Annotated in this window: 16 protein-coding genes; 4 read left to right on the top strand and 12 right to left on the bottom strand. The window is 74.2% G+C overall.

Going from position 1 to position 24,161, the window contains the following annotated elements; genetic code table 11:
* The first annotated feature begins 119 nt into the window (after positions 1-119).
* The 3 genes from ACFVYI_RS34490 to ACFVYI_RS34480 all read left to right on the top strand — a co-directional run bounded on the left by ACFVYI_RS34490 (position 120) and on the right by ACFVYI_RS34480 (position 4,269).
* Entirely contained in the window at positions 120-2,252 is a 2,133-nt protein-coding gene (locus ACFVYI_RS34490; RefSeq protein WP_387892865.1) for a DUF4139 domain-containing protein, read from the top strand.
* A gap of 3 nt (positions 2,253-2,255) precedes the next feature.
* Positions 2,256-3,842 (top strand): mucoidy inhibitor MuiA family protein, encoded by a 1,587-nt coding sequence (locus ACFVYI_RS34485; RefSeq protein WP_387892863.1) that lies wholly within the window; start codon positions 2,256-2,258, stop codon positions 3,840-3,842.
* A 64-nt stretch (positions 3,843-3,906) separates the two neighbouring features.
* Entirely contained in the window at positions 3,907-4,269 is a 363-nt protein-coding gene (locus tag ACFVYI_RS34480; protein ID WP_387892861.1) for a DUF952 domain-containing protein, read from the top strand.
* Between the two features lie 63 nt (positions 4,270-4,332).
* Here ACFVYI_RS34480 and ACFVYI_RS34475 read toward each other — a convergent pair whose 3' ends face one another.
* From ACFVYI_RS34475 to ACFVYI_RS34430, 10 genes are all read right to left on the bottom strand, one after another.
* Positions 4,333-5,316 carry a helix-turn-helix domain-containing protein gene (locus ACFVYI_RS34475; protein WP_387892859.1) on the bottom strand — a complete coding sequence of 328 codons (984 nt, stop codon included), beginning with the start codon at positions 5,314-5,316 and terminating at the stop codon, positions 4,333-4,335.
* Positions 5,317-5,650: 334 nt separating this feature from the next.
* Positions 5,651-7,168 carry a pseudouridine synthase gene (locus ACFVYI_RS34470; RefSeq protein ID WP_387892857.1) on the bottom strand — a complete coding sequence of 506 codons (1,518 nt, stop codon included), beginning with the start codon at positions 7,166-7,168 and terminating at the stop codon, positions 5,651-5,653.
* Between the two features lie 63 nt (positions 7,169-7,231).
* Positions 7,232-7,825: an SMC-Scp complex subunit ScpB gene (locus ACFVYI_RS34465; RefSeq protein ID WP_387892903.1), complete on the bottom strand. Its 594-nt coding sequence runs from the start codon at positions 7,823-7,825 to the stop codon at positions 7,232-7,234.
* 416 nt (positions 7,826-8,241) lie between these two features.
* Positions 8,242-9,198, bottom strand: coding sequence for a segregation and condensation protein A (locus ACFVYI_RS34460; protein WP_387892855.1), 957 nt, complete (start codon positions 9,196-9,198; stop codon positions 8,242-8,244).
* A gap of 271 nt (positions 9,199-9,469) precedes the next feature.
* Complete coding sequence (locus ACFVYI_RS34455) at positions 9,470-10,147, bottom strand: hypothetical protein (protein ID WP_387892854.1); 678 nt, start codon at positions 10,145-10,147, stop codon at positions 9,470-9,472.
* Positions 10,144-11,211, bottom strand: a complete 1,068-nt coding sequence (locus ACFVYI_RS34450) for a ParA family protein (RefSeq protein ID WP_380392235.1) — start codon at positions 11,209-11,211, stop codon at positions 10,144-10,146. The genes ACFVYI_RS34455 and ACFVYI_RS34450 overlap by 4 nt, the downstream gene beginning before the upstream one ends.
* A 508-nt stretch (positions 11,212-11,719) precedes the next feature.
* Complete coding sequence (ald, locus tag ACFVYI_RS34445) at positions 11,720-12,835, bottom strand: alanine dehydrogenase (RefSeq protein WP_360626333.1); 1,116 nt, start codon at positions 12,833-12,835, stop codon at positions 11,720-11,722.
* A 261-nt stretch (positions 12,836-13,096) separates the two neighbouring features.
* Positions 13,097-15,634, bottom strand: a complete 2,538-nt coding sequence (locus ACFVYI_RS34440) for an AAA family ATPase (RefSeq protein ID WP_387892851.1) — start codon at positions 15,632-15,634, stop codon at positions 13,097-13,099.
* Positions 15,635-15,801: 167 nt separating this feature from the next.
* Positions 15,802-16,440 carry an NUDIX domain-containing protein gene (locus ACFVYI_RS34435; protein WP_387892850.1) on the bottom strand — a complete coding sequence of 213 codons (639 nt, stop codon included), beginning with the start codon at positions 16,438-16,440 and terminating at the stop codon, positions 15,802-15,804.
* Between the two features lie 109 nt (positions 16,441-16,549).
* The gene (locus ACFVYI_RS34430; protein ID WP_387892848.1) at positions 16,550-18,226 is read right to left on the bottom strand and encodes a CTP synthase; all 1,677 of its coding nucleotides are present in this window, start codon (positions 18,224-18,226) and stop codon (positions 16,550-16,552) included.
* Between the two features lie 724 nt (positions 18,227-18,950).
* On the opposite strand from ACFVYI_RS34430, the gene ACFVYI_RS34425 reads away from it, so the two are divergent.
* Complete coding sequence (locus tag ACFVYI_RS34425; RefSeq protein ID WP_387892846.1) at positions 18,951-20,945, top strand: glycoside hydrolase family 15 protein; 1,995 nt, start codon at positions 18,951-18,953, stop codon at positions 20,943-20,945.
* An 88-nt stretch (positions 20,946-21,033) separates the two neighbouring features.
* Here ACFVYI_RS34425 and ACFVYI_RS34420 read toward each other — a convergent pair whose 3' ends face one another.
* A complete protein-coding gene (locus ACFVYI_RS34420; RefSeq protein WP_387892844.1) occupies positions 21,034-22,215 on the bottom strand; it encodes a glycosyltransferase family 4 protein in 1,182 nt (393 codons plus the stop codon).
* Between the two features lie 174 nt (positions 22,216-22,389).
* Positions 22,390-24,123 carry a DNA repair protein RecN gene (recN, locus tag ACFVYI_RS34415; RefSeq protein WP_387892900.1) on the bottom strand — a complete coding sequence of 578 codons (1,734 nt, stop codon included), beginning with the start codon at positions 24,121-24,123 and terminating at the stop codon, positions 22,390-22,392.
* Positions 24,124-24,161: the final 38 nt, after the last annotated feature.

Below are 24,161 nucleotides of genomic sequence, written 5' to 3'. Positions count from 1 at the left end.
CAGACTGGCCGCCCAGGGGGCGGCAGCGCGCGACCTGCGCGAGCGGCGCGAACGAAGGGGTAGGCCGGGTGGACGATCAGCACAGGGCAGACAGCGGTAAGCAATCCGACGGAACGGCGGTGCCGGCCCACCCGTCGGTGCTCGACTCGGTCGTGGTCCACGCCGCCGGCGCGGTCTGCCGCCGCCGGGCCCGGGTGGCCCTGCCGCCCGGCGGACGGCTTCGGCTGACCGGGCTGCCGCAGGTCCTCGACGGGCGGTCGCTGCGGGCCCGGGTGCTCTCCGGCCCACCCGGCACCGCCGTCACCGAGGCCCGCCTGGAACCCGTCGCGGAGCTCCGGGCCCCCGACGAACTCCCCGAGCTCCTGGGCCGGTTGAAGGATGCCCGGGAACACGAGTCCGCCCTCCGCGAGCGGCAGCACCTGGCCTTCGACGCCATCGCCGCGACGTCCGCGCTGCGTGCCGTTCCGCCGGCGCGCCGCAAGGACGAACCGCTCCGCCGCACGCCCGCCGACGCCTGGCTGGAGCTGGCCGAGTTCGTCGACGAACGGCTCGCTCGGCTCCACCTCCGCGTCGAGGAGCTGGCCGAGGAGATCGAACGGGCCGAGCACACGACCGCGACTCTGACCGACCAGGTGGAGCGCTCGTCCACCGCCGGACCGACCCGGCCGGTGGAGACCTCCGCGACCGTCCTGCTCACCCTCACCGCCCCCGGTCCCGACACCCACACCCCCGAAACCGGCACCGGCACCGGCACCGGCACCGAGGTCGACATCGAGGTCGAGTACGGCGTCCCGGCCGCCCGCTGGGTGCCCGCCTACCGGCTCTCCTACCAGCAGGGCTCGGACACCGGCCGACTCGTCCTGCGCGCCTCCGTCGCCCAGCGGACCGGCGAGGACTGGACCGGCGTCCGACTCGCGCTCTCCACCGCCGACCTGGACCGGCGCACCGACCTGCCCAAGCTGCGCTCGCTGCGGATCGGCCGCAGCCAGCCCGCCCCGCCGCCCTCCGGCTGGCGCGAGCCCCCCGCCGGTCTGGGCGACCTCTTCACCGGCTACGACGCGGTGGGCCCCCGCCCCGAGCCCCGGCGGGGCGGCCCGGTCCCCGTCGCGGCCGCCGTTCGCCCTCGCCCCGCCCCACCCGGCGCCCCCGTCGCCCCCGCCCCACCCGGCGCGCCGGGCGCGCCCCGGCCGAGCGGCGGCCGCCGCGGTGGCACCCAGTCCGCCGACGAGCCCCTCGGCTTCGCCGGCTACGGCGGGCCGCCCCCGCAGCCCGGTGGCCCGCTGCCCCCGCCGGCCGCGGTTACGGCCCCGGCCCCGGCCGCGGCTCCGGCGCCGCTCGCCCGCCGGGCCCGCGCCGCACGCGGCGGCGTCGAGTCGTCCCAGGTCGCGTTCGCCGACGAGTACGGGGGCGCCGCTGCCCCGCCCGCTCCCCCGGCTCCCCCCACCCCGGGCGCCACGCTCCTCGACTACCCCTCGCTCGTGCTCGCCGGGCCCGACGAGCCCGCCGCACGTCGGGGCACCCTGCACCCGCCGGCCCCGACCCAGCCGGCAGCGGCCGGCGCCACCCTGAGCGGCCTCCCGCTCCCCCGCCACGCCGTGCCACCGCGCGCCTCGGCCGGCTCCTTCGACCACCGCTTCGACGCGGCCGCCCCCGCCGACATCCCGTCCGACGGCACCTGGCACACCGTCACGATCGGCGAGATCCCGGTCACCGTCCACCCCGAGTACGTCACCGTCCCCTCCGTCGAGGAGAAGGTGTACGGCACCCTGGTAGTGGCCAATCGGACGGCCCAGGCGGTGCTGGCCGGCCCGGTCGAGGTCACGGTCGACGACGAGTTCCTGCTCACCGCCGCCCTGCCCACCCTCGCCCCGGGCGGTACGCGCCGGCTCGGCATCGGCGTCACCGAGAGCGTCGAGGTCGCGCGCCGCACCGAGCTGCACGAGTCCACCACGGGCATGCTGAACACCAGCACCGTGCTCGACCACCGGGTGCACGTGGAGCTGGCGAACCGGCTCGGGCACGCCGTCACCGTGGAGGTCCGCGAGCGCGTGCCGGTCAGCCCGGACACGGAGATCCGGATCGAGGAGCGGGCCGACTGGCACGCGCCCGCCGTCCCCTCCCCGGAGTGCCCGCCGAGCAGTCGGCTCTGGCGGGTCGAACTTCCGCCGGGCGGGCGGGCCGAGCTCGACGGCGGGTACCAGATCAAGATCCCGGCCGGAAAGGCCATCGTCGGCGGAAACCGGAGGAACTGAACGATGAGCAGCGACACCATCCCCCTCCCGGTCACCGCCGTCACCTGCCTGGAGGACCGCAGCCAGGTCGAGCGCACCCTCACCGTCGAGCTCGCCGGCGGCGTCCAGCGGCTGCGGCTCGGCCCGATCACCGCGCTCGCCGTCGACCGGACCCTGCGCGCCGAAGCGACCGCCCTCGCCGGGGCGACCACGACCCCCGAATCGACCGCATCCGTCGGGGTCCGCGTCCTGGACGCCCGCATCGTGCGCGCCTGGACCCCGCGTGCCCCGCTGGCGCCCGGTCCGGACGACTCCGCGCTGCGCCACCGCGTCCACGAGCTCGACGTTCGGGCCCGCCGCGAGGAGCAGCTGCGCCACCGTCTGGAGGCCCGGCTGGCGCTGCTCGCCCAGCTCTCCGCCGACCTGCTCCGCGAGGTCGGCGAGGGCGCCGGTGTCGGCGAGGTCGAACGGGCCCGCTGGGCGCGCGAGCTGGACCGGGTGGACGCCGAACGCGAGCGGTACGGCGAGGAACTGCGGGCCACCCACTCCCGGCTGCGCGAGCTGGAGGTCGAGCGCTCGCAGGCCCGGACCGCGCTCGACCAGGCCGAGGAGGAGCCGGCCGAACTGGTCGCCCACCTCGACCTCACCGTCGAGGCGGCCACCGCCGGCCCCGCCCGGCTGACCATCAGCCATCTGGTGCCGTGCGCCGTCTGGCGACCGTCCTACCGGGCCACCCTCGCCGACGGGACGCTGCGCCTGGAGTCCGAGGCGGTGGTCTGGCAGCGCACCGGCGAGGACTGGACGGGGGCCCGGCTCACCCTCTCGACCGCCCGCTCCGCGCTGGCCACCGCTCCGCCCGCGCTCGGCGAGGACGTGCTGGCGCTGCGCGAACGCAGCGCCGAGGAGCGGCGCACCGTCGAGGTGGAGCTGCGCGAGGAGGCGATCAGCACGCTCGGCCCGTCCGAGGCGGTGCCGGGCGTGGACGACGGCGGCGAGGTCCGGGTGCTGCGGGCCCCCGCCCCGGCCACCGTGCCTTCGGACGGTCGGGCGCACCGGGTGCCGCTGGGCTCGTTCACCGCACCCGCCACCGGCGAGTACGCGTGCGCCCCGGAACTCTCACCGCTGGTGACCCAGGTGGTCCGGTTCCGCAACGCGGCCGGGCACGCACTGCTCGCCGGCCCGGTGGAACTGATCCGGGGCAGCGGCTTCACCGGCCGGGGCGAGCTGCCCTTCACCGCGGCGGGCGCCGAGGCCGAGCTGGCGTTCGGCAGCTCGGACGGCTACCGGGTGGTCCGTGAGACCGAGGAGCGGCAGGGCAGCGCCGGACTCACCCAGCGCTCGGTGACCACCCGGACGGTTCGGCTGCACATCTCCCGCTTCTCGGGACCGGAGGAGCGGGACGAACAACTGGTCACCGTGCGCGAGCGGGTGCCGGTCTCCGAGGTGTCGGCGGTGGAGGTGCGGCTGCGCAAGGAGGAGTGTTCCCCGGCGCCGGACGCCTTCGACACCGAGGGCATCGTCCGCTGGGACCTGGCGCTCGGCCCGGGCGCGCGCCGGACGGTGACGCTGGTGTACGAGATCTCGGCCTCCGCGAAGGTGGCGGGCCTGTGACACCAGGGCCCGCGCCCGGTCGGCCGGACCCTCGCCGTGACGACCGTTCAGGTACAACAGGAACATGATCCTGCACCTCGCCCCCCTGGACGACTGGCTGGCCGACCCCGGCCGGCCGTACGCCACCGCCTCGCTGCTCACCGACGGGTTCATCCACTGCTCGGCGGACGAGCAGACGGCGCTCGCGGTGGCCAACGCCTTCTTCGCCGACACCCCCGGTCCGCTGATGGTGCTGCTGGTCGAGGAGTCGTTGGTGGAACCGATGGTGAAGTGGGAGGCCCCGCACGGCGCACCGCCGCCCGGGGCCACCCCCGGTGTGCTGTTCCCGCACATCTACGGGCGGTTGAACCGGTCCGCCGTGGTCGGTCTGGAGAAGGTCGAGCGCGGCCCGGACGGCCGCTGGGCGAGCCTCATCCCCTGGAGCTGAGCCGGTCCGGCCGTTGCCGCGGCCACCCGCACCACCGCGGCCGCCGGGCCGCAACCGCCCCCGCTACAGCCAGCCCCGCTCCCGGGCCGCCATGCCGGCCTGGAAGCGGGTGGTGGCGCCCAGCTCCCGCATCAGGCTCTGCAGTCGGCGCTGGGTGGTCCGCGCGCTCCAGCCGAGCGAGCGGGCGATCGACTCGTCGGTGAGACCGGCCGCCAGCAGGCCGAGCAGCTTGCGGTGGTCGGCCTCCGGCTCCAGCGCGCCCTCGGCGGCGCCGATCGCGGACTGGAGCTGGACCGCCCGCTCCCACTCCGCCTCGAACAACGTGTCCAGGGCCTGGAGCAGCGCCGACGGGTGGATCACATAGGCCGCGTCGAGGACGCTGTCGCCCACGCTGATCGGGATGATCGCCATCCGGTCGTCCGACATGATCATCTTCATCGGCAGCACCGGCCGGACCCTCGCCTCCTCGCCGTCCGCGACACCGGCCAGAATGTTCTTCTCCAGCCGACCCGGCCAGGCGACCGCCTCCCGGTCGTAGATGGTCCGGAACCGCAGCCCCTCCCGCATCCGCTGCCGCTGCAACGGGATGTTGGCCACCGGGTCCTGGATGTACGGGGGGCAGTCGAAGCCGCGGACCTGGTACTGGCTGGTCTCGGTGATGTGCTCCAGCCGCTGGGCGATCGCCTCGCCGCCGGTCAGCACCTCGACCGAGTGGGCCGGGTCGGTATAGCGCGAGGCCTCCCGGAAGGCGTCCATCAGACGGTGCATCTCGGCCCTGGCGTGCCGCAGCTCGGACTCGCGATGGCCGATCAGCGTGCCTATCGCGACATCGGGAGCGACCGGAAGGAAGCGGTGCCGGTCCACCGGCGCCCGGGTCGCCATGCCCTGCTGCGCCAACCGGTCCAGTGCGCGGACGCTCTGCTGGAGCGTCAGACCGCAGCAGACCGCGAGGTCCTCCGCCGTGGACTGCGGGTTGGCCACCAGCGCCGCATAGACCTGCCCGTCCGGCGCGGCCAGTCCCAGTGTGCTGAGTGGTGCATCGGACACGACGCCGCTCCCCGTCTCGACTCCCGCCCGCGCCCCGGGTGGCGCAGTCCCGCCACTCGGCAGGTCGTGGTCAGGTGGCAATCTTCGGCCACGGATCATGACGCTGACAAGGCGATGACCAGGCGATGGGTCCCGGCTCACAGCAGGACCCGCCGAACGGCAGGAGGGCCTCCCCGCCAGTTGGCGGGGAGGCCCTCCTGAACACTCGAATATGCAGACCGGTCTACAGACAGACCCGGAGCCCGCACAGATTATGCAGACCGGTCTATAGAAACCAGCCGGAATATGTCGACCGGTCTACAGAGCGTTTCTCTACCGACCGGTCCACAGATTCCTACAGGCCGACCTCATGCATCAGCTGACCGACCTCGGGGTTGGTCAGGCGGCGCAGCCAGCCGGACTTCTGGTCACCCAGCGCGATCGGACCGAAGTGCGTGCGGACCAGCTTCTCGACCGGGAAGCCGGCCTCGGACAGCATCCGGCGGACGATGTGCTTGCGACCCTCGTGCAGGGTCACCTCGACCATGTAGTTCTTGCCGACGTTGGAGATCACCTTGAAGCTGTCGGCCCGGGCGAAGCCGTCCTCCAGCTCGATGCCCTTGGCCAGCTGCTTGCCCAGGTCCCGCGGGATCGGGCCCTGGATCGCGGCCAGGTAGGTCTTGGTCACGCCGTACCGGGGGTGGGTGAGGCGGTGGGCCAGCTCGCCGTGGTTGGTGAGCAGGATGATGCCCTCGGTCTCGGTGTCCAGGCGACCGACGTGGAAGAGCCTGGTCTCCCGGTTGGTCACGTAGTCGCCGAGGCACTGGCGGCCGTCCGGGTCCTCCATCGTGGAGACCACGCCGGCCGGCTTGTTCAGCGCGAAGAACAGGTAGGACTGGGTGGCGACGGTCAGGCCGTCCACCTTGATCTCGTCCTTCTCCGGGTCGACCCGCTTGCCCTGCTCGGTCACGCGCTTGCCGTTGACCTCGACCCGGCCCTGCTCGATCAGCTCCTCGCAGGCCCGACGGCTGCCGATGCCGGCCCGGGCCAGCACCTTCTGCAGGCGCTCGCCCTCCTCGCTGCCGGTCTTCGGCAGCTTCACGGCCGGCTTGTCGTGCCGGGCGAGAACGGCGTCCTCGATCTTGGCCTGCAGCTCGCGCGAGCGCTGCGGCTGGCGCCGCGGGTCGCCCGGGGCGCCCTGGCCCTCACGGCGCGGCCGCGGGGCCGGGCCGGGACGGCGCCCGGTGAAGCCACCGCGCGCGGGAGTGGCGTTGGGGCCGCCGCCGAACTCGGGGCGGTCGTAACGCCGCTCCTCGGGCCGCAGCGGGCGGTCGGGGAACCGGCGGTCGTCGCGCCGGTCATCGCGCCGGTCGTCCCGGCGGTCATCCCGCCCGTACGAGCCGGAGCCGCCCCGCGAAGCACCGGAGCCGCCGCCGTACGAACCGCCCCGCGAAGCACCGGAGCCGCCACCGTACGAGCCACCGCCCGACGAACCCCCGCGCGAGCCGGAGCCGTACGAGCCGGACCCACCACGCGAAGAACCCGAACCGCCACCGTACGAGCCGCCGCCCGACGAACCCCCGCGCGAGCCGGAGCCGTACGAGCCGGACCCACCACGCGAAGAACCCGAACCGCCACCGTACGAGCCACCGCCCGACGAACCCCCGCGCGAGCCGGAGCCGTAGGAACCGGACCCGCCCCGCGAAGCACCGGAGCCGCCACCGTACGAACCGCCGCCCGACGAACCCCCGCGCGAAGCGCCCGAGCCGCCCGACCCGCCCCCGTAGGAGCCGCCGCCGCCCCGGCCCCCGCCCTGTCCGCCGCGACCGCTGCCGCCGCCGCTGCTGTTCCTGTCGTTGCCACTGCTACGCATCAAAGTGTCCGTACGTCGTTCCGTCTGGGATGTGCGGTCGTTTCGGCCGACCTCACCGCCCCCCTACCGATCGAGCGAAGCCCGATCGGCCTCGCCACTGCCGTTCGCAGCCTGCGCGGCAGCGGCGGCGACCGCCTCCGCGATCATCGTGCCCTCCAGGGACTCCGCTTCCACGTCGTCGACCTCGGGCAGGAAGGGAGCAAGCTCCGGCAGCTCGTCCAGGCCGCGGAGCCCCATCCGTTCCAGGAAGTAGCTCGTCGTCCGATACAGGATCGCACCTGTTTCGGGCTCGGATCCGGCCTCTTCCACCAGTCCTCGCTGTACCAGGGTACGCATCACGCCGTCACAGTTCACACCACGGACGGCCGAGACCCGTGATCTGGACACCGGCTGCCGGTAGGCGACGACCGCCAGAGTCTCCAGCGCGGCCTGGGTCAGCCGGGCCTGCTGGCCGTCCAGGACGAAGCGGTCGACGGCCGGCGCGCACTCGGCCCGGCTGTAGAACCGCCACCCTCCGGCCACCAGTCGCAGGTCGAAACCCCGCCCCTGGGCGGTGTACTCGGCGGACAGCTCACGCAGCGCCGACGCCACCTCCTCCCGCGGTCGCTCCAGGACGGACGCCAGGTGGGCCTCGCGGGCGGGCTCGTCGACGACCATCAGGATCGCCTCCAGCTCGGCCTTCAGCCCTGGCCCGCCGGCGGCCGGCCCGACCACCACCGGCTCGGTTTCTCCCGCACCGAAAGTCGACGGAGCCGACTTCTGGTGCACGACCAGCACCTCGGACGCCCCGGGAGCGGACTCGGCAGCCACCACCTCACCGGTCGAAGCCACCTCAGCGGCCACGCCGAGAACCGCCGCCTCACGGGTCTCGGCCTCCCCGGCCGCCACGTCGAAGACCGCTGTATCGAAAGCCGCCTCCTCAGCGGCGGGGACCGCAACCGCGACCGCGTCGAGCACCGCCGGCTCCGCCGCCACCACCCCCGGTGCCGGCTCCAGCCACTCCTCCGCCCTCGGCTGCCCCGGCACGCCGAGAGGACGCCGCACCGGCCGCTCTCCGGCATTCGCCCCAGAGGTCATCGCTCCTCCTTCTGCTCACCGGCCTTCTGCTCACCGGCCGGCTCCTGCTCACCCGCCGGCCGGTCGAACTCGTCCGTCACCTCGACCGTGCCGCGGTCCTCCTCGGCCACCCAGCGCACCAGCAGCTCGCCCAGCGCCTCGGGCTGCTCGAAGGCGAGCACCCGCTCCCGGTACAGCTCCAGCAGGGCCAGGAAGCGGGCGACCACGACCAAGGTGTCCGGGGCGTCGGCGACCAGCCGCTGGAAGGACGCCTCACCCAGCTCGGTGAGCAGCCCGACCACCAGCCCGGCCTGTTCCCGCACGCTGACCGGCGGGGTGTGGATGTGGTCGACGTAGACGACTGGTTCGGGCCTGGGCGTCATCGCCTTCGCCGCCAGCTGCGCGAACCGCTCCGTGCCGATGCTGATCACGACCTCGGGGAGCAGCTGCGCGTGCCGCGGCTCCAGGCCGACCGTCCGGGGGCGCCGGAGCAGCTCGGCGGCCCAGCGGTCGCCGAACAGGGCCGCCGCCCGTTTGTAGGCCCGGTACTGCAACAGCCGGGCGAAGAGCAGGTCGCGCGCCTCCAGCAGGGCGAGGTCCTCCTCGTCCTCCACCTCGGCGGTCGGCAGCAGCCGGGCGGCCTTGAGATCGAGGAGCGTCGCGGCGACCACCAGGAACTCGGTCGCGGCATCCAGGTCCCAGTTCGGGCCCATGGACCGGATGTGCGCCATGAAGTCGTCGGTGACCGTGGCCAGCGCCACCTCGGTGACGTCCAGCTTGTGCTTGGCGATCAGGCTCAGCAGCAGGTCGAAGGGGCCTTCGAAATTCTCCAGCCGTACCCGGAAGCCGCCACGCGACTGATCGGCGGCCTCGACCGGCTCAGCAGCCCCACCAGCCACGGCGGTCCCTGTGGTCCTGGCGGTCTCAGGGGCCTCGACGGTCTCGGCGGCGGGCGATTGGGAGGTGCTCGGCATGACGGTCCATCTTCACCCGGCGCCGCCGCCCTCCCCCCTCCGGGGCCGCCGACACGCCGCACACACCGCCCCGGACCGACACTGCCACCCACTGGCGCCGGCACCCGCACCCGGATCGCCATCCACCGGCCGGGACACCACCCGGGCTCAGCCACTCCGGCGCCCACCGAACGGCAGACCCCACCGAACAGCCGACCCCACCGGACAACAGACCCCACGGGACGGGCCCCCACCGGACAGCCGGCGCCCGAGCGCCGGCCGACCACCGGCCTCAGCGCCCGCGCAGCCGCCGCACCAGGATGCTCGCCTCGCCGCGCTGCTCCAGATCGGCCAGCACCACCGCGATGGCCTCCCGGACGATCCGGCCGCGGTCCACCGCCAGACCGTGCTCGCCGCGGAGCACCAGTCGGGTGTGTTCGAGGTCCATCAGCTCTTCGGCGGACACGTACACGGTGATCTTCTCGTCGTGCCGCTCCCGCCCGGTGGGGCGGCGCGGGGCCCGGCCGCGCGGCCTGGGGCGCCCTGTGGCGCCCGCCTGCTCCTCGGCGGCACCCGCGTGCTGGCGCGGCGCCGGCGCGACGCTCCGACCGCCCTGCACGGCCTTCCCGGCCTGTGCGGCACCAGCCGCACCACCGGCCGTACTGCCCGCCGCACCGGTCTGCCCGATGCCCTGGGCCCCACCCGGCTGTGCCGGGGCGGGCACCGAGCCGGACGCCGGCTGGTGCTCGCGCGGCCGACCGGCCTCGCCGGCGGTCCCGGCGCCCCCGGTCGCTGGGCCCCCGGAGCCGTCGTCGACGCCCTCGGCGCCGTCCGCTCCGGGGCCGGCGCCGTTGACGGTCCGTGCGGTCTCCGGTCTGGGCGCCTCGGCGGCCGGACGCGGCGCGAGGGACGGCGACAGCGCCATCCCGCCGGTGGTCCGGAACAGCTCGTCGGCACCCGGGAGACTCACTCGGCGGGGCGGCACCGGTCGAGCACCTCCCTGGCGAGCTGACGGTAGGCGGCGGCACCGACCGAGTTGGTGGCGTACGTCGTGATCGGCTCGCCGGCGACGGTGGTCTCCGGGAACCGCACGGTCCGCCCGATGACGGTGTGGAAGACGTGCTCGCCGAACGCCTCGACGACCCGGGCCAGCACCTCGCGGCTGTGCACGGTGCGCGAGTCGTACATGGTGGCCAGGATGCCGTCCAGGCGCAGCTCGGGGTTGAGCCGCTCGCAGACCTTCTCGATCGTCTCGGTGAGCAGCGCGACGCCGCGCAGTGCGAAGAACTCGCACTCCAGCGGAACGATGACGCTGTGAGCCGCCGTCAGGGCATTGACCGTCAGCAGGCCCAGCGAGGGCTGGCAGTCGATGATGACGAAGTCGTAGTCGGGCAGCAGCGGCTTCAGGGCGCGCGCCAGCGCGGACTCCCGGGCCACCTCGCTGACCAGCTGCACCTCGGCGGCGGAGAGGTCGATGTTGGAGGGCAGCAGGTCCATGCCCGGCACCGCGGTCTTCAGCAGCACCTCATCGGCCGTCAGGCCCCGCTCCATGAGCAGGTTGTAGACGGTGACGTCGAGCTCCATCGGGTTGACCCCGAGGCCCACCGAGAGCGCGCCCTGCGGGTCGAAGTCCACGAGCAGCACTCGGCGGCCGTACTCGGCCAGGGCCGCGCCCAGGTTGATGGTCGACGTGGTCTTGCCGACGCCGCCCTTCTGGTTGCACATCGCGATGATCTGCGCGGGGCCGTGCTCGGCCACCGGCGCGGGGATCGGGAAGTACGGCAGCGGACGGCCGGTCGGGCCGACCCGCTCGCGGCGCTGGCGCGCGGCGTCGGGGGCCAGCGTGGCGGCGTACTCCGGGTCCGGCTCGTACTCGGCGTCCGGGTCGTCGTAGGCGCCGTAGGCGAACTCGCCGTAAGCCAGGCCATGGGCCGGCAGGTCGACGTCGTAGTCGGTCACCGTGGTCACCTGTGCTGTGTTCTGGCGTGCTTCGAAAGTGCGGAGTGCGACCGAGCCGACCTCGGCCGAGCCCACGGTGGCCTGCCGGGCCCCGGACTCCTCACTCGGCTGGACGGCGGTGTGCTCCGCCAGTCCTGGCTGACCACCCCCGGGAGCAAATGTCGACTCATTCACAAGTCGTCTTACCTCCTTGGGCATCCAGGACTCTATGTCGATTCGTCAGCGTGGCAGCATGCCGACGGTTTGCGACTCTAGGCCGTTCAAGGCGTTCGCAGCAACACAATCCACGGTAGTGGGCAGGATGTGTCGACTATCGGGCAACCCTCTGTCAAGGGATGCGCGGGCCCTTGACCCTAACGTTTCTGCGGTCGGGTGACGCGACCCACAGAAATTGACGACAGAGCGACCTGCCCATGTCACCGCCCGTTCACGGGCACGGCGAAGCCCCCGACCGTCCTTCCCCGCCCGTCGACGGGCGGGGAAAAGAGTCGGGGGCCTACGGGCCGTCCCGCCGGGGGCAGCCCGAGGTCCGGGAGGCCCGCGCCGGCCTGGCGCGGACCGTCCCGGACCGGAAAGTGCGAGGTCAGGCGAGCACGCTCTCCAGGGAGACGGACTCCAGGCCGAAGGCCTCGGCGACGGCGCCGAAGGTGATCTGGCCCTCGTGCACGTTCAGGCCCTTGGCCAGCGCCGGGTCGCGACGCAGCGCGTCCTTCCAGCCACGGTTGGCCAGCTCCACGATGTAGGGCAGCGTGGCGTTGGTCAGCGCGTAGGTGGAGGTGTTCGGGACGGCGCCCGGCATGTTGGCCACGCAGTAGAAGACCGAGTTGTGGACCTGGAAGGTCGGCTCGGCGTGCGTGGTCGCGTGCGAGTCCTCGAAGCAGCCGCCCTGGTCGATGGCGATGTCGACGAGCACGGAGCCCGGCTTCATGCGGGAGACCAGCTCGTTGGTGACGAGCTTCGGGGCCTTGGCGCCCGGGATCAGCACGGCGCCGATCACCAGGTCGGCCTCCAGGACGGCCTTCTCCAGCTCGAAGGCGTTGGAGGCGATGGCCTTGATCTTGGTGCCGAAGACCTTGTCGGCCTCGCGCAGCTTGTTGATGTCGCGGTCGAGCAGGGTCACCTCGTAGCCCATGCCGATGGCGATGGTGGCCGCGTGCCAGCCGGAGACGCCACCGCCGATGACGACGGCCTTGGCCGGGTGGGTGCCGGGCACGCCACCGGGCAGCACGCCGCGGCCGCCGGCCGGGCGCATCAGGTGGTACGAGCCGACCTGCGGGGCCAGCCGGCCCGCGACCTCGGACATCGGCGCGAGCAGCGGCAGGGCGCCGTTGGCGAGCTGCACGGTCTCGTACGCGATCGCGGTGGTGCCGGACGCGACCAGCGCGTCGGTGCCGGCGCGGTCGGCCGCCAGGTGCAGGTACGTGAAGAGGGTCTGGCCCTTGCGCAGACGGTGGTACTCCTGGGCGATGGGCTCCTTGACCTTCAGCAGCAGGTCGGCGGTGGCCCACACCTCGTCGGCGGTGGGGAGGATGGTGGCGCCGGCGGCCACGTACTCCTCGTTGGGGATCGAGGAGCCGACACCGGCGTTGTCCTCGATGTAGACCTCGTGTCCGTTGCGGACCAGCTCATGCACGCCGGCGGGCGTGATGGCCACGCGGTACTCGTGGTTCTTGACCTCGCGGGGGATGCCGACCTTCACGGCTAAACACGTCCTCTTGCCATGGGGGTCCCTACCGGAGAAGACCGGCGGGCGACGCGCACGTGGGGAAGCCTCCGGAAGACACCGGGGCATGGATCGCTGCGCGACTGAGTTCGAGTGTAATGAAGCCCAGGCGGCGTGTCAGCCTTCCAAAGTGAATAAATCTGCCGGACACATTGGCAGGTTCGTAGGCTTCCCCAGCGATCTTCCCGCCAAAGCAATGCCAACCAGGCATCTTCGACAATACTCCGGAACCCGCCCCTACCACCCGCCGTCGAGGCGTTCCCGCAGCTCCGCGAGGGCGGCGCCGACCACCTGCAGCCCGCGTTCGTCGCCCAGCCTGCGCAGCACCGACAGGGACGCCCGGTACTCCCGCTCGGCCTCCTCGAACCGGCGCTGCGCGGTGTGCGCCTCGGCCACCCGGGCGAGCAGCCGGGCCTCGGCGGCGTGATCGCCCATCGACTGCCGCAGGGCGAGCGCCCGCCCGTACCCGTCGGCGGCGCGGACCGCCTCGCCGAGCGCCCGGTAGCAGCCGGCCGCGCCCTCCAGGGCGCGGGCGCAGAGCGCCTCGTCGTCGGCGGACCGGGCATGCTCCAGGGCCGCCCGGTAGTGCCCGGTGGCCTGCTCCCAGCGGCCGGCCGCGGCCTGGAGATCACCCAGATTGAGCAGCGCGGCGGCGGCCCGGCGGGGCTTGCCGTGCCGCTCGGCCACGGTCAGCACCTGCTCGTGCAGCTGGTAGAGGTCGGCGGGGGCGGCGGCCCCCGTCAGCGGCAGCGCCCGGAGCAGGGCGGTGACCAGCCGGCCGGCCGAGCCGTCCAGATCGCCCTGGCCGATCGCGTCGGCGACCGCGCCGAGCAGGACGTCGCGCTCGCCGAGCAGCCACTGCCGGGCCTCGGCGGCGGAGCGCAGCCGTAGCGGACCCGGCAGCGGGTCCGGGCCCGGGCCGGCCGCCGGGTCGAGCAGTGCGCGGGCGGATTCGGTGAGCCGGACCAGCCGCTCCAGCAGCCGGGCCCGGGCCAGTTCGAGCTCGGCGGGCCGGTCCTCGCGCTCGCGCAGCCGGACCAGCCGGGGGTAGAGCCGGCCGGGCACCCGGTAGCGGGGGGTGCCGTCGGCGGCGGGCGGTTCCTCGCCCAGCAGCTCTCGCTCGGCGAGCGCGGCCAGCGTGGTGGCGGCCTCCGGTGCCGGGCAGCCGACCAGCGCCGAGGCGGTCCGCGGGTCGGCCGTCTGGCCCGGGGCGAGGGTGAGCGCCCGCAGCATCCGCGCCTGGGCGGCCGGCAGCGTGTCGTACAGCAGGGTGAACGCGCCGATCAGCGGATCGTTGTCGGGCACCGGAACGGGCTCGGCGGGCTCGGGCGCCGGCTTCACCCAGGCGGCGGGATCGGTCACCGGCACGGCGGCCGACGACAGGGCCGCCGCCGAGCCGGCGGAGCCCGGCGACGCCGACCCGCCCGCCGGACCGCCCGCCGGTCCGGCAGGTGCGCCCGGAGCCGCCCCGGCAGCAGCGGCAGCGCCCGCAGGAGCGGCCGGAGCGGCGAACGGCGGCGCAACCGACCGCAGCGCCGGCCCGGTCGCCCCGGCGGCAGCGCCCGGCTTCCCTCCCCCGGTCCCGCCCTGCCTGCCCCCCGGCCCCAGAACCTGCCCCAGCACCCGCTCCGGTGCCTGCCCCGAACCCTGCTCCTCGACCCGGTTCCCGCCGCGCCGCTCACCCCTCTTCGGGCCCCGGGCGGCGCCCGCCGGCCGCTTCCCGCCCTTCCCGGCCCCCGGAACGTCCGCGGCCCCGCCCGGGGCCCGCCCGTCCTCCCCGCGCGCCCCGGCGGCCACGGGCCCCCCGTTCAGCGCGTCCTTCACCCCGGGCGCGTCCCCCGCCCCCGTCGGCTTCCCCCCACTCGCCTCCGCCGACTTCGCACCGCCCCCGGGCTTAGCCCCGCCCGCAGCCTTCACGCCGTTCCCGGGCTTCGCACCGACCCCGGGCTTCGCGCCGCTCCCGGGCTTCCCACCACCCGTCGGCTGCGCGTCGGCCTCCCGCACCGCCCGCGCCAGCTCCTTCGCGGCATCGGTGACGGCCAGCTCCGGGTTGCCGCGCAGCCACCCGGCCATCAACCGCAGCGCGGCCGGCCGGGAGGCGCAGGCCTCCGCGAGATCGGCCCCGCCGACCGGGTCGCAGCTGATCCTGGTCCCGCCGACCAGGTCCCCGAGCAGCTCGCCCGAGGCCTGCCGGTCGAGTCCGCCGAGGATGACCGGGTCGATGTCCTCGATGCCGGTGAGCGGCCCGGCGGTGGTGGCGAGGACGAGGCAGCCCGGCTCGTCCGCGAGCAGGGGCCAGAGCTGTCCGGCGTCCCGGACGTCGTCCAGTACCAGCAGGACCTTCCGTCCGGCCAGTGCCTCCCGCAGTGCGACGCAGGCCGGTTCGTCCCGGCCGTCCTCGACGGCGCCGGGCAGCGGGACGCCCGCGGTGTCCGCGCCGAGCTGCTCCAGCAGCCGGCGGGCGGCCCGGGCGGGGGGCACCCGGCCGCCGTCGGGGGCGGAGAGCCGGGCGAACAGCACGCCGTCGGGGTAGTCGGCGGCGGCGGTGAGGGCGAACCGGACGGCCAGCGTGGTCCGCCCGGAGCCCGGCCGGCCGGCCAGCACCAGGACGCGGCTGCGGCCCTCGGCCGGGCGGGCGGCGGCCGCCCGCAGGGCGGCGAGCTCGGCGCGCCGGCCGACGAGCAGCGTGGGACCGGCGGGCAGCCGGTCCAGCCCGGGAACGCCCTCGACGGATACGCCGGGCCCCGCGTCCATCGTCGCCGTCTTCCTCGCCACCCGTGCCACTCCCGACGTCACCCAGTGCTCAGCGGAGGAGGCCCGGGGACGGGCGCCCTGTCTGCGAAGCGTAGTTCGACCGTCCGGCTCCGCCGAGGTGACATCCGGTCGTACGAACCGGTAAGTCACCCCTGCGGATCAATGGCGGGGTGGCGATCCGCCCGGTGTCACGCCGAGAAGGGCCGGGCCGGCCAGGGCGAGTCGGCGGGGCGCAGCGCGTCCAGGCCGCCGGGGCCGGTGAGGGCCGCGTGCAGGGCCAGGGTGCCGGTGATCAGGGTGGGGTTGTGCAGCTCGCCCGCGTGGATCAGCCGGACCAGCTCGGGGACGGGCACCCGGGCGGTCTCGATCTCCAGTTCCTCGCCGTGCGCCTCGTAGCGCTCGCCGTCGGCCTCGGTGAGGTCGGTGGCGAGGAAGAGGCGCAGCGCCTCGTCGGTGCCGCCGGGCGAGGTGTAGAAGTCGACCAGCACCCGCCAGGTGTCGGCCTTGCAGTGCGCCTCCTCGTACAGCTCGCGCTGGGCGGCGTGCAGAGGGTTCTCGCCGGGGACGTCGAGCAGACCGGCCGGCAGCTCCCAGAGCCGCTGGCGGACGGGGTGGCGGTACTGGCGCAGGACGAGCACCCGCTGCCGGTCGTCCAGCGCCAGGACGGCGACCGAGCCGGGGTGGGTCTGGTAGTCGCGGCGGGCCCAGCTGCCGTCGGGCATCCGGACCTCCTCGGAGCGCACCCCGGTGACCTTGCCCTGGAACGGCGTCCCGGTCCCCCGGACCTCCCACTCCTCGGCGATGTCGAAGATGCTCTGGTCGTCCATCGATCTCCCCTTTTCGTCAGTACGACACAATCTAACGCCGGACGGCGGCCCCGCGGGAATCGCGGGGCCGCCGTCCGGTGACATGTCGACGACGGGTCGTCGGTCCTGACTACTGACCGGCCGTCTTGATCTCGATGGCCGCCTTGACGAGGCCCGCGAACAGCGGGTGCGGGCGGGTCGGGCGGGACTTCAGCTCCGGGTGGGCCTGGGTGGCCACCAGGTAGGGGTGCACCTCGCGCGGGTACTCGACGTACTCGACGAGGTCGCCCTTCGGGGAGAGGCCGGAGAACTGCAGGCCGGTCTTCTCCAGGTCGGCGCGGTACGCGTTGTTGACCTCGTAGCGGTGGCGGTGGCGCTCCTCGACGTACTGCTCGCCGCCGTAGACCTCACGGACGATGGAGCCCTCGGCGAGCTTGGCCGGGTAGAGGCCCAGGCGCATGGTGCCACCCAGGTCGCCCTTGCCGTCGACGATGGCCAGCTGCTCGGCCATCGTGGAGATGACCGGGTACTTGGCGGCCGCGTCGAACTCGGTGGAGTTGGCCTCGGGCAGGCCGGCCAGGTTGCGGGCGGCCTCGATGACCACGCACTGCAGGCCCAGGCACAGGCCCAGCAGCGGGATCCGGTTCTCGCGGGCGTAGGTGATCGCGGCGACCTTGCCGTCCACGCCGCGGTCGCCGAAGCCACCGGGGATGCAGATGGCGTCCACGTCGCCGAGGTGCTCCTGGGCTCCCTCGGGCGTGGTGCAGTCGTCCGAGGTGACCCACTTGATCTCGACCCGGGCGTTGTTGGCGAAGCCGCCGGCGCGCAGCGCCTCGGTCACCGACAGGTAGGCGTCCGGCAGGTCGATGTACTTGCCGACCAGCGCGACCTTGACGATGTGCTGCGGCTCGTGGACGCGGCGCAGCAGGTCGTCCCAGGTGGTCCAGTCCACGTCACGGAACGGGAGGTCCAGGCGGCGCACGACGTACGCGTCCAGGCCCTCGCCGTGCAGGACCTTGGGGATGTCGTAGATCGACTTGGCGTCGATGGCCGCGACCACGGCCTCCTCGTCCACGTCGCACATCAGCGAGATCTTGCGCTTGATGGCCTGCGGGACCTCGCGGTCGGCGCGCAGCACGATGGCGTCCGGCTGGATGCCGATGTTGCGCAGCGCGGCCACCGAGTGCTGGGTGGGCTTGGTCTTCAGCTCGCCCGAGGGGCCGATGTACGGCAGCAGGGAGACGTGCACGAAGAACACGTTGTCCCGGCCGACCTCGTGGCGGACCTGGCGGACGGCCTCCAGGAAGGGCAGCGACTCGATGTCGCCGACGGTGCCGCCGACCTCGGTGATCACCACGTCGACGTCCTCGGTCGCCATCCGGCGGATCCGGGCCTTGATCTCGTTGGTGATGTGCGGGATGACCTGGACGGTGTCGCCCAGGTACTCGCCGCGGCGCTCCTTGGCGATGACGGTCGAGTACACCTGGCCGGTGGTGACGTTCGCCGAGCCGTGCAGGTTGGTGTCGAGGAACCGCTCGTAGTGGCCGACGTCGAGGTCGGTCTCGGCACCGTCGTCGGTGACGAAGACCTCGCCGTGCTGGAACGGGTTCATGGTGCCCGGGTCCACGTTGAGGTACGGGTCGAGCTTCTGCATCGTCACGCGCAGTCCGCGGGCCTTGAGCAGGGCGCCCAGGCTGGAGGCGGTGAGGCCCTTGCCGAGAGAAGAGGCGACACCCCCGGTGACGAAGAGGTGCTTGGTCGTCACGGCGCGGCCGTTCGATGCCTTGCCGGAATGGGGCTGTGCCAAGAGGGGGCTCCCGTGGGTCGCGTGTCGAAGGTGACGTGGGCGGGAAGCTCTCGGCTCGCCTTGCGCGACGGGAGTGCGATGCGGTGCACGGCACTCGAAGGGTCGTCGGTTCGGCTGGTCCGGGGCGTTTGATCCCACCGGTCCACGGGATACCAGGGTATCAGTGACCCGGCCGGGACGCGTTCCGGCCCGCTCGTGGTGCCCCGGAAGCACGCTCCCGGCGCACCACCGGCGCACCACCCGGCGCACGAGTCACACCGGTCGCACCACCGGCCCGAGCGGGCCACTCGGCGGCGCTCGGGCGGGTCATGAGGGCCCCTCCCGACGGACCATCCGGAGGTGATCCTTCCGAGCCATCCTGCACGGCTCCCCCACGATGCACGGCATTTCCGCCGAATTGTGGCGCCACGCAGGGCTGCGTCCGCGTGCTTCGCCCCTTTCGTCCGTCGTAAGCTGCACGGACGCATCGCCGACAGCACGAGCACGCGGAGGGCGTGGGAGGGTCAGGACACCTCTCGGTCCCCGATGCGCGACCGGACCTCCCCGTCATCAAGCTCCTCCCCACCCACCCTGGGGCTCGACCGAGCCTCGTGCGGACACTCCAGCAAGGCCTGCCACCACCCCCGGCAGGCCGGACGTCCCGGGGTGGCCCCGGCCCCGCAGACCCGCTGGCTCTCCCCGGATCGCCGATGCGTCGTGACCACATTGCGAACTGGAGATCCACGTGGCCGGCCGTATCGAGGACTACGCACTCATCGGGGACATGCAGACCGCTGCCCTGGTCAGCAGGGACGGGGCGGTCGACTGGCTGTGCCTGCCCCGCTTCGACTCGCCGGCCGTGTTCGCCGGCCTGCTCGGCACCGATGAACACGGCTTCTGGCGGATCGGCCCGGCCGAGGTGATGGCCGCCGAGCCGCCGGCCACCCCGGCCCCCGCCCCGGACACCCCGCGCGTCCGCTTCACCGACACCGGCGACCTCCGGGTCCCCCCGCCCACCGCCGCCGCGCCGGCCGTCCCCGCCGACCGCCGCCGCTACCGGGGCGACTCGCTGATCCTGGAGCAGGAGTGGGACTGCCAGGGCGGCACCGTCCGGGTGATCGACTTCATGCCCCCGCGCCCGCTGGCCGGGCGGGACTCCGTCCCCCAGATGATCCGGATCGTCGAGGGCCTGTCCGGCACCGTCCGGATGCGCTCGGCGGTGCGGATGCGGTTCAGCTACGGGCGGGTCGTGCCCTGGGTGCACCGGGTCGAGCAGGCCGACGGCGGCCACCGGACGGTGGCCGTGGCCGGCCCCGACTCGGTCTGGCTGGACGGCGAGGCGGACACCTACGGGCGCAACCTCACCACCTACGCGGACTTCACCGTCGCGGCCGGCGAGCGGATCGCCTTCGCACTCACCTGGCAGGCCTCCCACCTGGAGGCGCCCAAGGCCCCGGACGCCGAGGAGATGCTCGACGCCACCGCGGACTTCTGGCACGACTGGGCCGGCCAGTGCACCTACCAGGGCCCCTACCGGGAGGCCGTGATCCGCTCGCTGATCACCCTCAAGGGCCTCACCTACGCCCCCACCGGCGGCATCGTCGCGGCCCCCACCACCTCCCTGCCCGAGGACATCGGCGGCGAGCGGAACTGGGACTACCGCTACACGTGGCTGCGCGACGCCGCCATCACGCTCTCCTCGCTGCTGCGCACCGGCTACCGCGACGAGGCCCGCGCCTGGCGCGAGTGGCTGCTGCGCGCCGTCGCCGGGGACCCGGAGAACCTGCAGATCATGTACGGCATCGCCGGCGAGCGCGAGCTCACCGAGTCCTCGCTGGACTGGCTGCCCGGCTACGAGGGCTCGCAGCCGGTGCGGGTCGGCAACGGCGCGGCCGGCCAGCTGCAGCTGGACGTCTACGGCGAGGTCGTCGAGGCCCTGCACCTGGCCCACATGACCGGCCTGGTCCGCAACGACCACGCCCACCACCTCCAGCTGCGGCTCATCGAGTACCTGGAGGAGCACTGGCAGGAGCCGGACGAGGGCATCTGGGAGGTCCGCGGCCCGCGCCGGCACTTCGTCCACTCCAAGGTGATGGCCTGGGTGGCGGTCGACCGCACGATCAAGCTGCTGGAGCAGAACCCCGAGGACGCGCCCTCCGACGGCCACCTGGAGCGCTGGCGCAAGCTGCGGGCGACCATCCACCGCGACGTCTGCGAGAAGGGCTACGACCAGGAGCGCAACACCTTCACCCAGTACTACGGCGGCAAGGAGCTGGACGCCTCGCTGCTGCTGATCCCGCAGGTCGGCTTCCTCCCGCCGGACGACAAGCGGGTGATCGGCACCATCGAGGCGATCCAGCGCGAGCTCTCCACCGAGGACGGCTTCGTGCTGCGCTACCCCACGCACGACGAGAGCGGCAACAACGTGGACGGCCTCTCCGGCCACGAGGGCGCCTTCCTGGCCTGCTCGTTCTGGCTGGCCGACGACCTCGCCATGATCGGCCGGGTGCAGGAGGCCCGCGAGCTGTTCGACAAGCTGCTGTCGCTGCGCAACGACGTCGGCCTGCTCGCCGAGGAGTGGGACCCGCGGGAGAAGCGCCAGGTCGGCAACTTCCCGCAGGCCTTCAGCCACGTCCCGCTGATCGACACCGCGCTGCGGCTGACCGCCTGCGGCGGCGCCTACCTCTCCGCCCAGCCGGACGGCCTGGCCGCCGACCGGGCCGAGCAGGCCACCGTCTGAGCGGCTCCTGCCCGGGCGGCCCACGGCCCGGGCAGGTCCGGTCGGCGGCCGGGACGTCCGGACCGACCCGCCGACACCGCCCGAGCGGCTACGGGGTGCGCTGCACCAGCTCGTCGTAGGTGCTGAGCACCTGCGCCACGGTGGCGGCCTCGTCCGGCCAGGTCTCGGCCTGCTGCCGGCCCGCGGCCACCAGCCGCCGACGCCGGTCCGGGTCGCCCAGCACCTCGCGCACCGCCCGGCCGAGCGCGGCCGCGTCACCGGGCGGGACAAGCACGGCGGCGTCACCGACCAGCTCGGGGATGCCGCCGACGGCCGTGGCCACCACCGGCACGCCGGCCCGCATCGCCTCCTGGACCACCAGCGAACGGGCCTCCCAGCGGCTGGAGACCACCAGCACGTCGGCGGCGGCCAGCAGGTCCGGCACATCGGTGCGGTAGCCGAGCAACCGCACCGCCGCCTTCTCGGCGGCCACCCGCTCACGCAGCCCGGCCGCCTCGGGGCCGTCGCCGGCGATCAGCAGCAGCGGTTCCGGATCCAGCGCGGCCAGCTCGCGGGCGGCGTCCAGCAGCAGTCCGAAGGCCTTCTGCGGCACGAGCCGGCCGACCGCCAGCACCAGCGGGCGGTCCGGGCCGTCGCCGAGCAACGCCGCCCGGGCCTCGGCCCGTTCCAGTCGGCCCTCGGGCATCGGCGGGGCCGCGACCGGGCCGAGCCGGGCGTCGGTGGCACCCAGCTCGCGGGCCCGGGCCACCAGGTCGGAGGAGGCGCCGAGCACCAGGTCGGCGGCGCGCGCCACCCGGCGCTCCATCAGCCGCTGGAGCCGCCGCTCCATGCCGGTGGCCAGCAGCGCGTGGTGCGCGGTGACCACCAGCGGGGTCTCCGGGCGCAGACCCGGGAAGCGGCCGGCGGTGCGCAGCGCAAGGTCCGAGAGGAGCCCGGCGCGCAGACCGTGGGCGTGCACCACGTCGGCGCCGGTGAAGGCGCGGCGCAGCTCGCCGATCGCGGTGGCGTCGCTGCGGGCACCCGCCGTGGGGGTGATGTCGACCAGGTGGAACCTGGCGCCGGTGCGGGAGAAGCCGAACAACGCGTCCGTACCGGCGGGCGCGCAGACCGTGACGGTCACTCCGTGCGCGACCAGGCCCTGTGCCAGTGAGCGCACGTGCGCACCGATGCCGCCGGTGCTGGCGGCCAGGACGAGCACCACGTGCAGCTGACCCGGTTCAGGGGCGGCCGCGGTGGCCCGGGCGGCGGAATGGTCCACGTCGTCTCGCATCCGACTCGATCAGGTTCGCGCGCCGCGTCGCGAGGATTGCCCGCCGACGGCGCTCGGGACTGGAAAGCCAGTGTCCAGCCGCCACCATGCCAGGTCGGCGGCCCTCTTGGACAGTCGGCGCCACGGGGGGCGCGTCGTGGTCCGCCGGAGGGCCGCCGGGCGGGCGGACGGCGGCTACCGGTGGCGTGGCGCCCGGGCGGCGGCCAGCAGTTCCTCGGCGTGGGCGCGGCCCAACTCCGAGTCCTCCAGACCGGCCAGCATCCGGGAGAGTTCGCGCACCCGCTCCTCGTCGTTCAGCACCTTGACGCCGCTGCGGGTCACGGTGCCGTCGTTGGTCTTCACCACCACCAGGTGGCGGTCGGCGAAGGCGGCGACCTGGGGCAGGTGGGTGACCACCACGACCTGGGCAGACTCGGCCAACTTGGCCAGCCGGCGGCCGATCTCGACCGCGGCCTTGCCGCCGACGCCCGCGTCCACCTCGTCGAACAGGTAGGTGGGGACGGGGTCGGCGCCGGCGAAGACCACCTCGACGGCGAGCATCACCCGGGAGAGCTCGCCGCCGGAGGCGCCCTTGGCGATCGGACGGGGCTGGGCCCCGGGGTGCGGGGCGAGCAGCACCTCGACCTCGTCCACGCCGTGCGGACCGTAGGCGACGGTGCGGCCGTCGACCTCGATGCCGGCGAGGTCGTCGACCTGGCCGATCGCGAAGGTCACCCGGGCGTGCGGCATCGCGAGTTCGGCCAGCTCGGCGGAGACGGCCTCGGCGAAATGACCGGCGGCGGCCTGCCGGGCGGTCGAGACCTCGGCCGCGAGCTCGGCCAACTCGGCGCGCAGCGCGGTCTCCTGGGCACCGAGCTCGTCGATCCGCTCGTCGTCGCCGTCGAGCTCGGCGAGCCGGGCGGAGCCGGTGTCGGCCCAGGCCAGCACCTCGGCGAGGGAGTTCTCCGGGCCGCCGTACTTGCGCAACAGCTGGGCCAGGACGGCCCGGCGGTCCTCGACGGCGGCCAGCCGGACCGGGTCGGCGTCCAGGTCGTCGGCGTAGCCGGCCAGGTCGCCGGCGACGTCGGCCAGCAGGTAGCCGACCTCGTTCAGCCGGTCGGCGAGGGCGGCGAGGCGCTCGTCGTGGTGACGGACGGCGTCCAGGGCGCGACGGGACTGGGCCAGCAGGGTGCCGGCGTCCAGCGCCTCCGGGTCGGCCGGGTCGCCGGCCAGGGCGGCGTGGGCCAGGGTGGCGGCGGAGGAGAGCGCGTCGGCGTGGCCGAGCCGCTCGGCCTCGGCGCCCAGCTCGACGTCCTCGTCGGCGACGGGCTCGGCGGCGGCCACCTCGTCCAGGCCGAAGCGGAGCAGGTCGGCCTCCTGGGCGCGCTCGCGGGCCCGGGTGGTCAGCTCCTCCAGGGTCGCCGAGACCTCCCGCAGCCGGCGGTAGACCTCGCGGTAGCGGGCCAGCGGCTCGGCCACCGCCTCGCCGGCGTACCGGTCCAGGGCGCCGCGCTGGCGGGCCGGGCGCAGCAGCCGCTGCTGGTCGGTCTGGCCGTGCACGGCGATCAGGTCCTCGCCGAGCTCGGCGAGCAGCCCGACCGGGACGGCCCGGCCGCCGACGTACGCCCGGGAGCGGCCCTCGGCGGAGACGGTCCGGCTGATCAGCAGCGCGCCGTCGTCGAGTTCCGCGCCGGCCTCGACGGCGCGGGCGGCCGCCGGGGAGCCCGCGGGCAGTTCGAGCCGGCCCTCGACGACCGCGCGTCCGGCGCCGTTGCGCACCAGGCCCGGGTCGGCGCGGCCGCCCAGCAACAGGCCGAGGCTGGTCACCACCATGGTCTTTCCGGCGCCGGTCTCACCGGTCACGGCGGTGAAGCCGGGGGCCAGTTCGACCACCGCGTCGTCAATGACCCCAAGATCCCGTATCCGCATCTCGTCCAACACGGTGACGACCTTACGAGGTTCCGGCC

The sequence above is a fragment of the Kitasatospora sp. NPDC058218 genome (assembly GCF_042882445.1).
GTDB lineage: Bacteria > Actinomycetota > Actinomycetes > Streptomycetales > Streptomycetaceae > Kitasatospora.
Note: the sequence above shows the minus strand (reverse complement) of the source record. Positions and strands in the feature narration are given on the sequence as shown.

Coding starts and splice junctions, on each gene's coding strand:
- ACFVYI_RS34485 (WP_387892863.1), top strand. CDS start 2,256: ATGAGCAGCGACACCATCCCCCTCCCGGTCACCGCCGTCACCTGCCTG.
- ACFVYI_RS34480 (WP_387892861.1), top strand. CDS start 3,907: ATGATCCTGCACCTCGCCCCCCTGGACGACTGGCTGGCCGACCCCGGC.
- ACFVYI_RS34470 (WP_387892857.1), bottom strand. CDS start 7,168: ATGCGTAGCAGTGGCAACGACAGGAACAGCAGCGGCGGCGGCAGCGGT.
- ACFVYI_RS34465 (WP_387892903.1), bottom strand. CDS start 7,825: ATGGTCGTCGACGAGCCCGCCCGCGAGGCCCACCTGGCGTCCGTCCTG.
- ACFVYI_RS34460 (WP_387892855.1), bottom strand. CDS start 9,198: ATGCCGAGCACCTCCCAATCGCCCGCCGCCGAGACCGTCGAGGCCCCT.
- ACFVYI_RS34435 (WP_387892850.1), bottom strand. CDS start 16,440: ATGGACGACCAGAGCATCTTCGACATCGCCGAGGAGTGGGAGGTCCGG.
- ACFVYI_RS34420 (WP_387892844.1), bottom strand. CDS start 22,215: ATGCGAGACGACGTGGACCATTCCGCCGCCCGGGCCACCGCGGCCGCC.
- recN (WP_387892900.1), bottom strand. CDS start 24,123: ATGCGGATACGGGATCTTGGGGTCATTGACGACGCGGTGGTCGAACTG.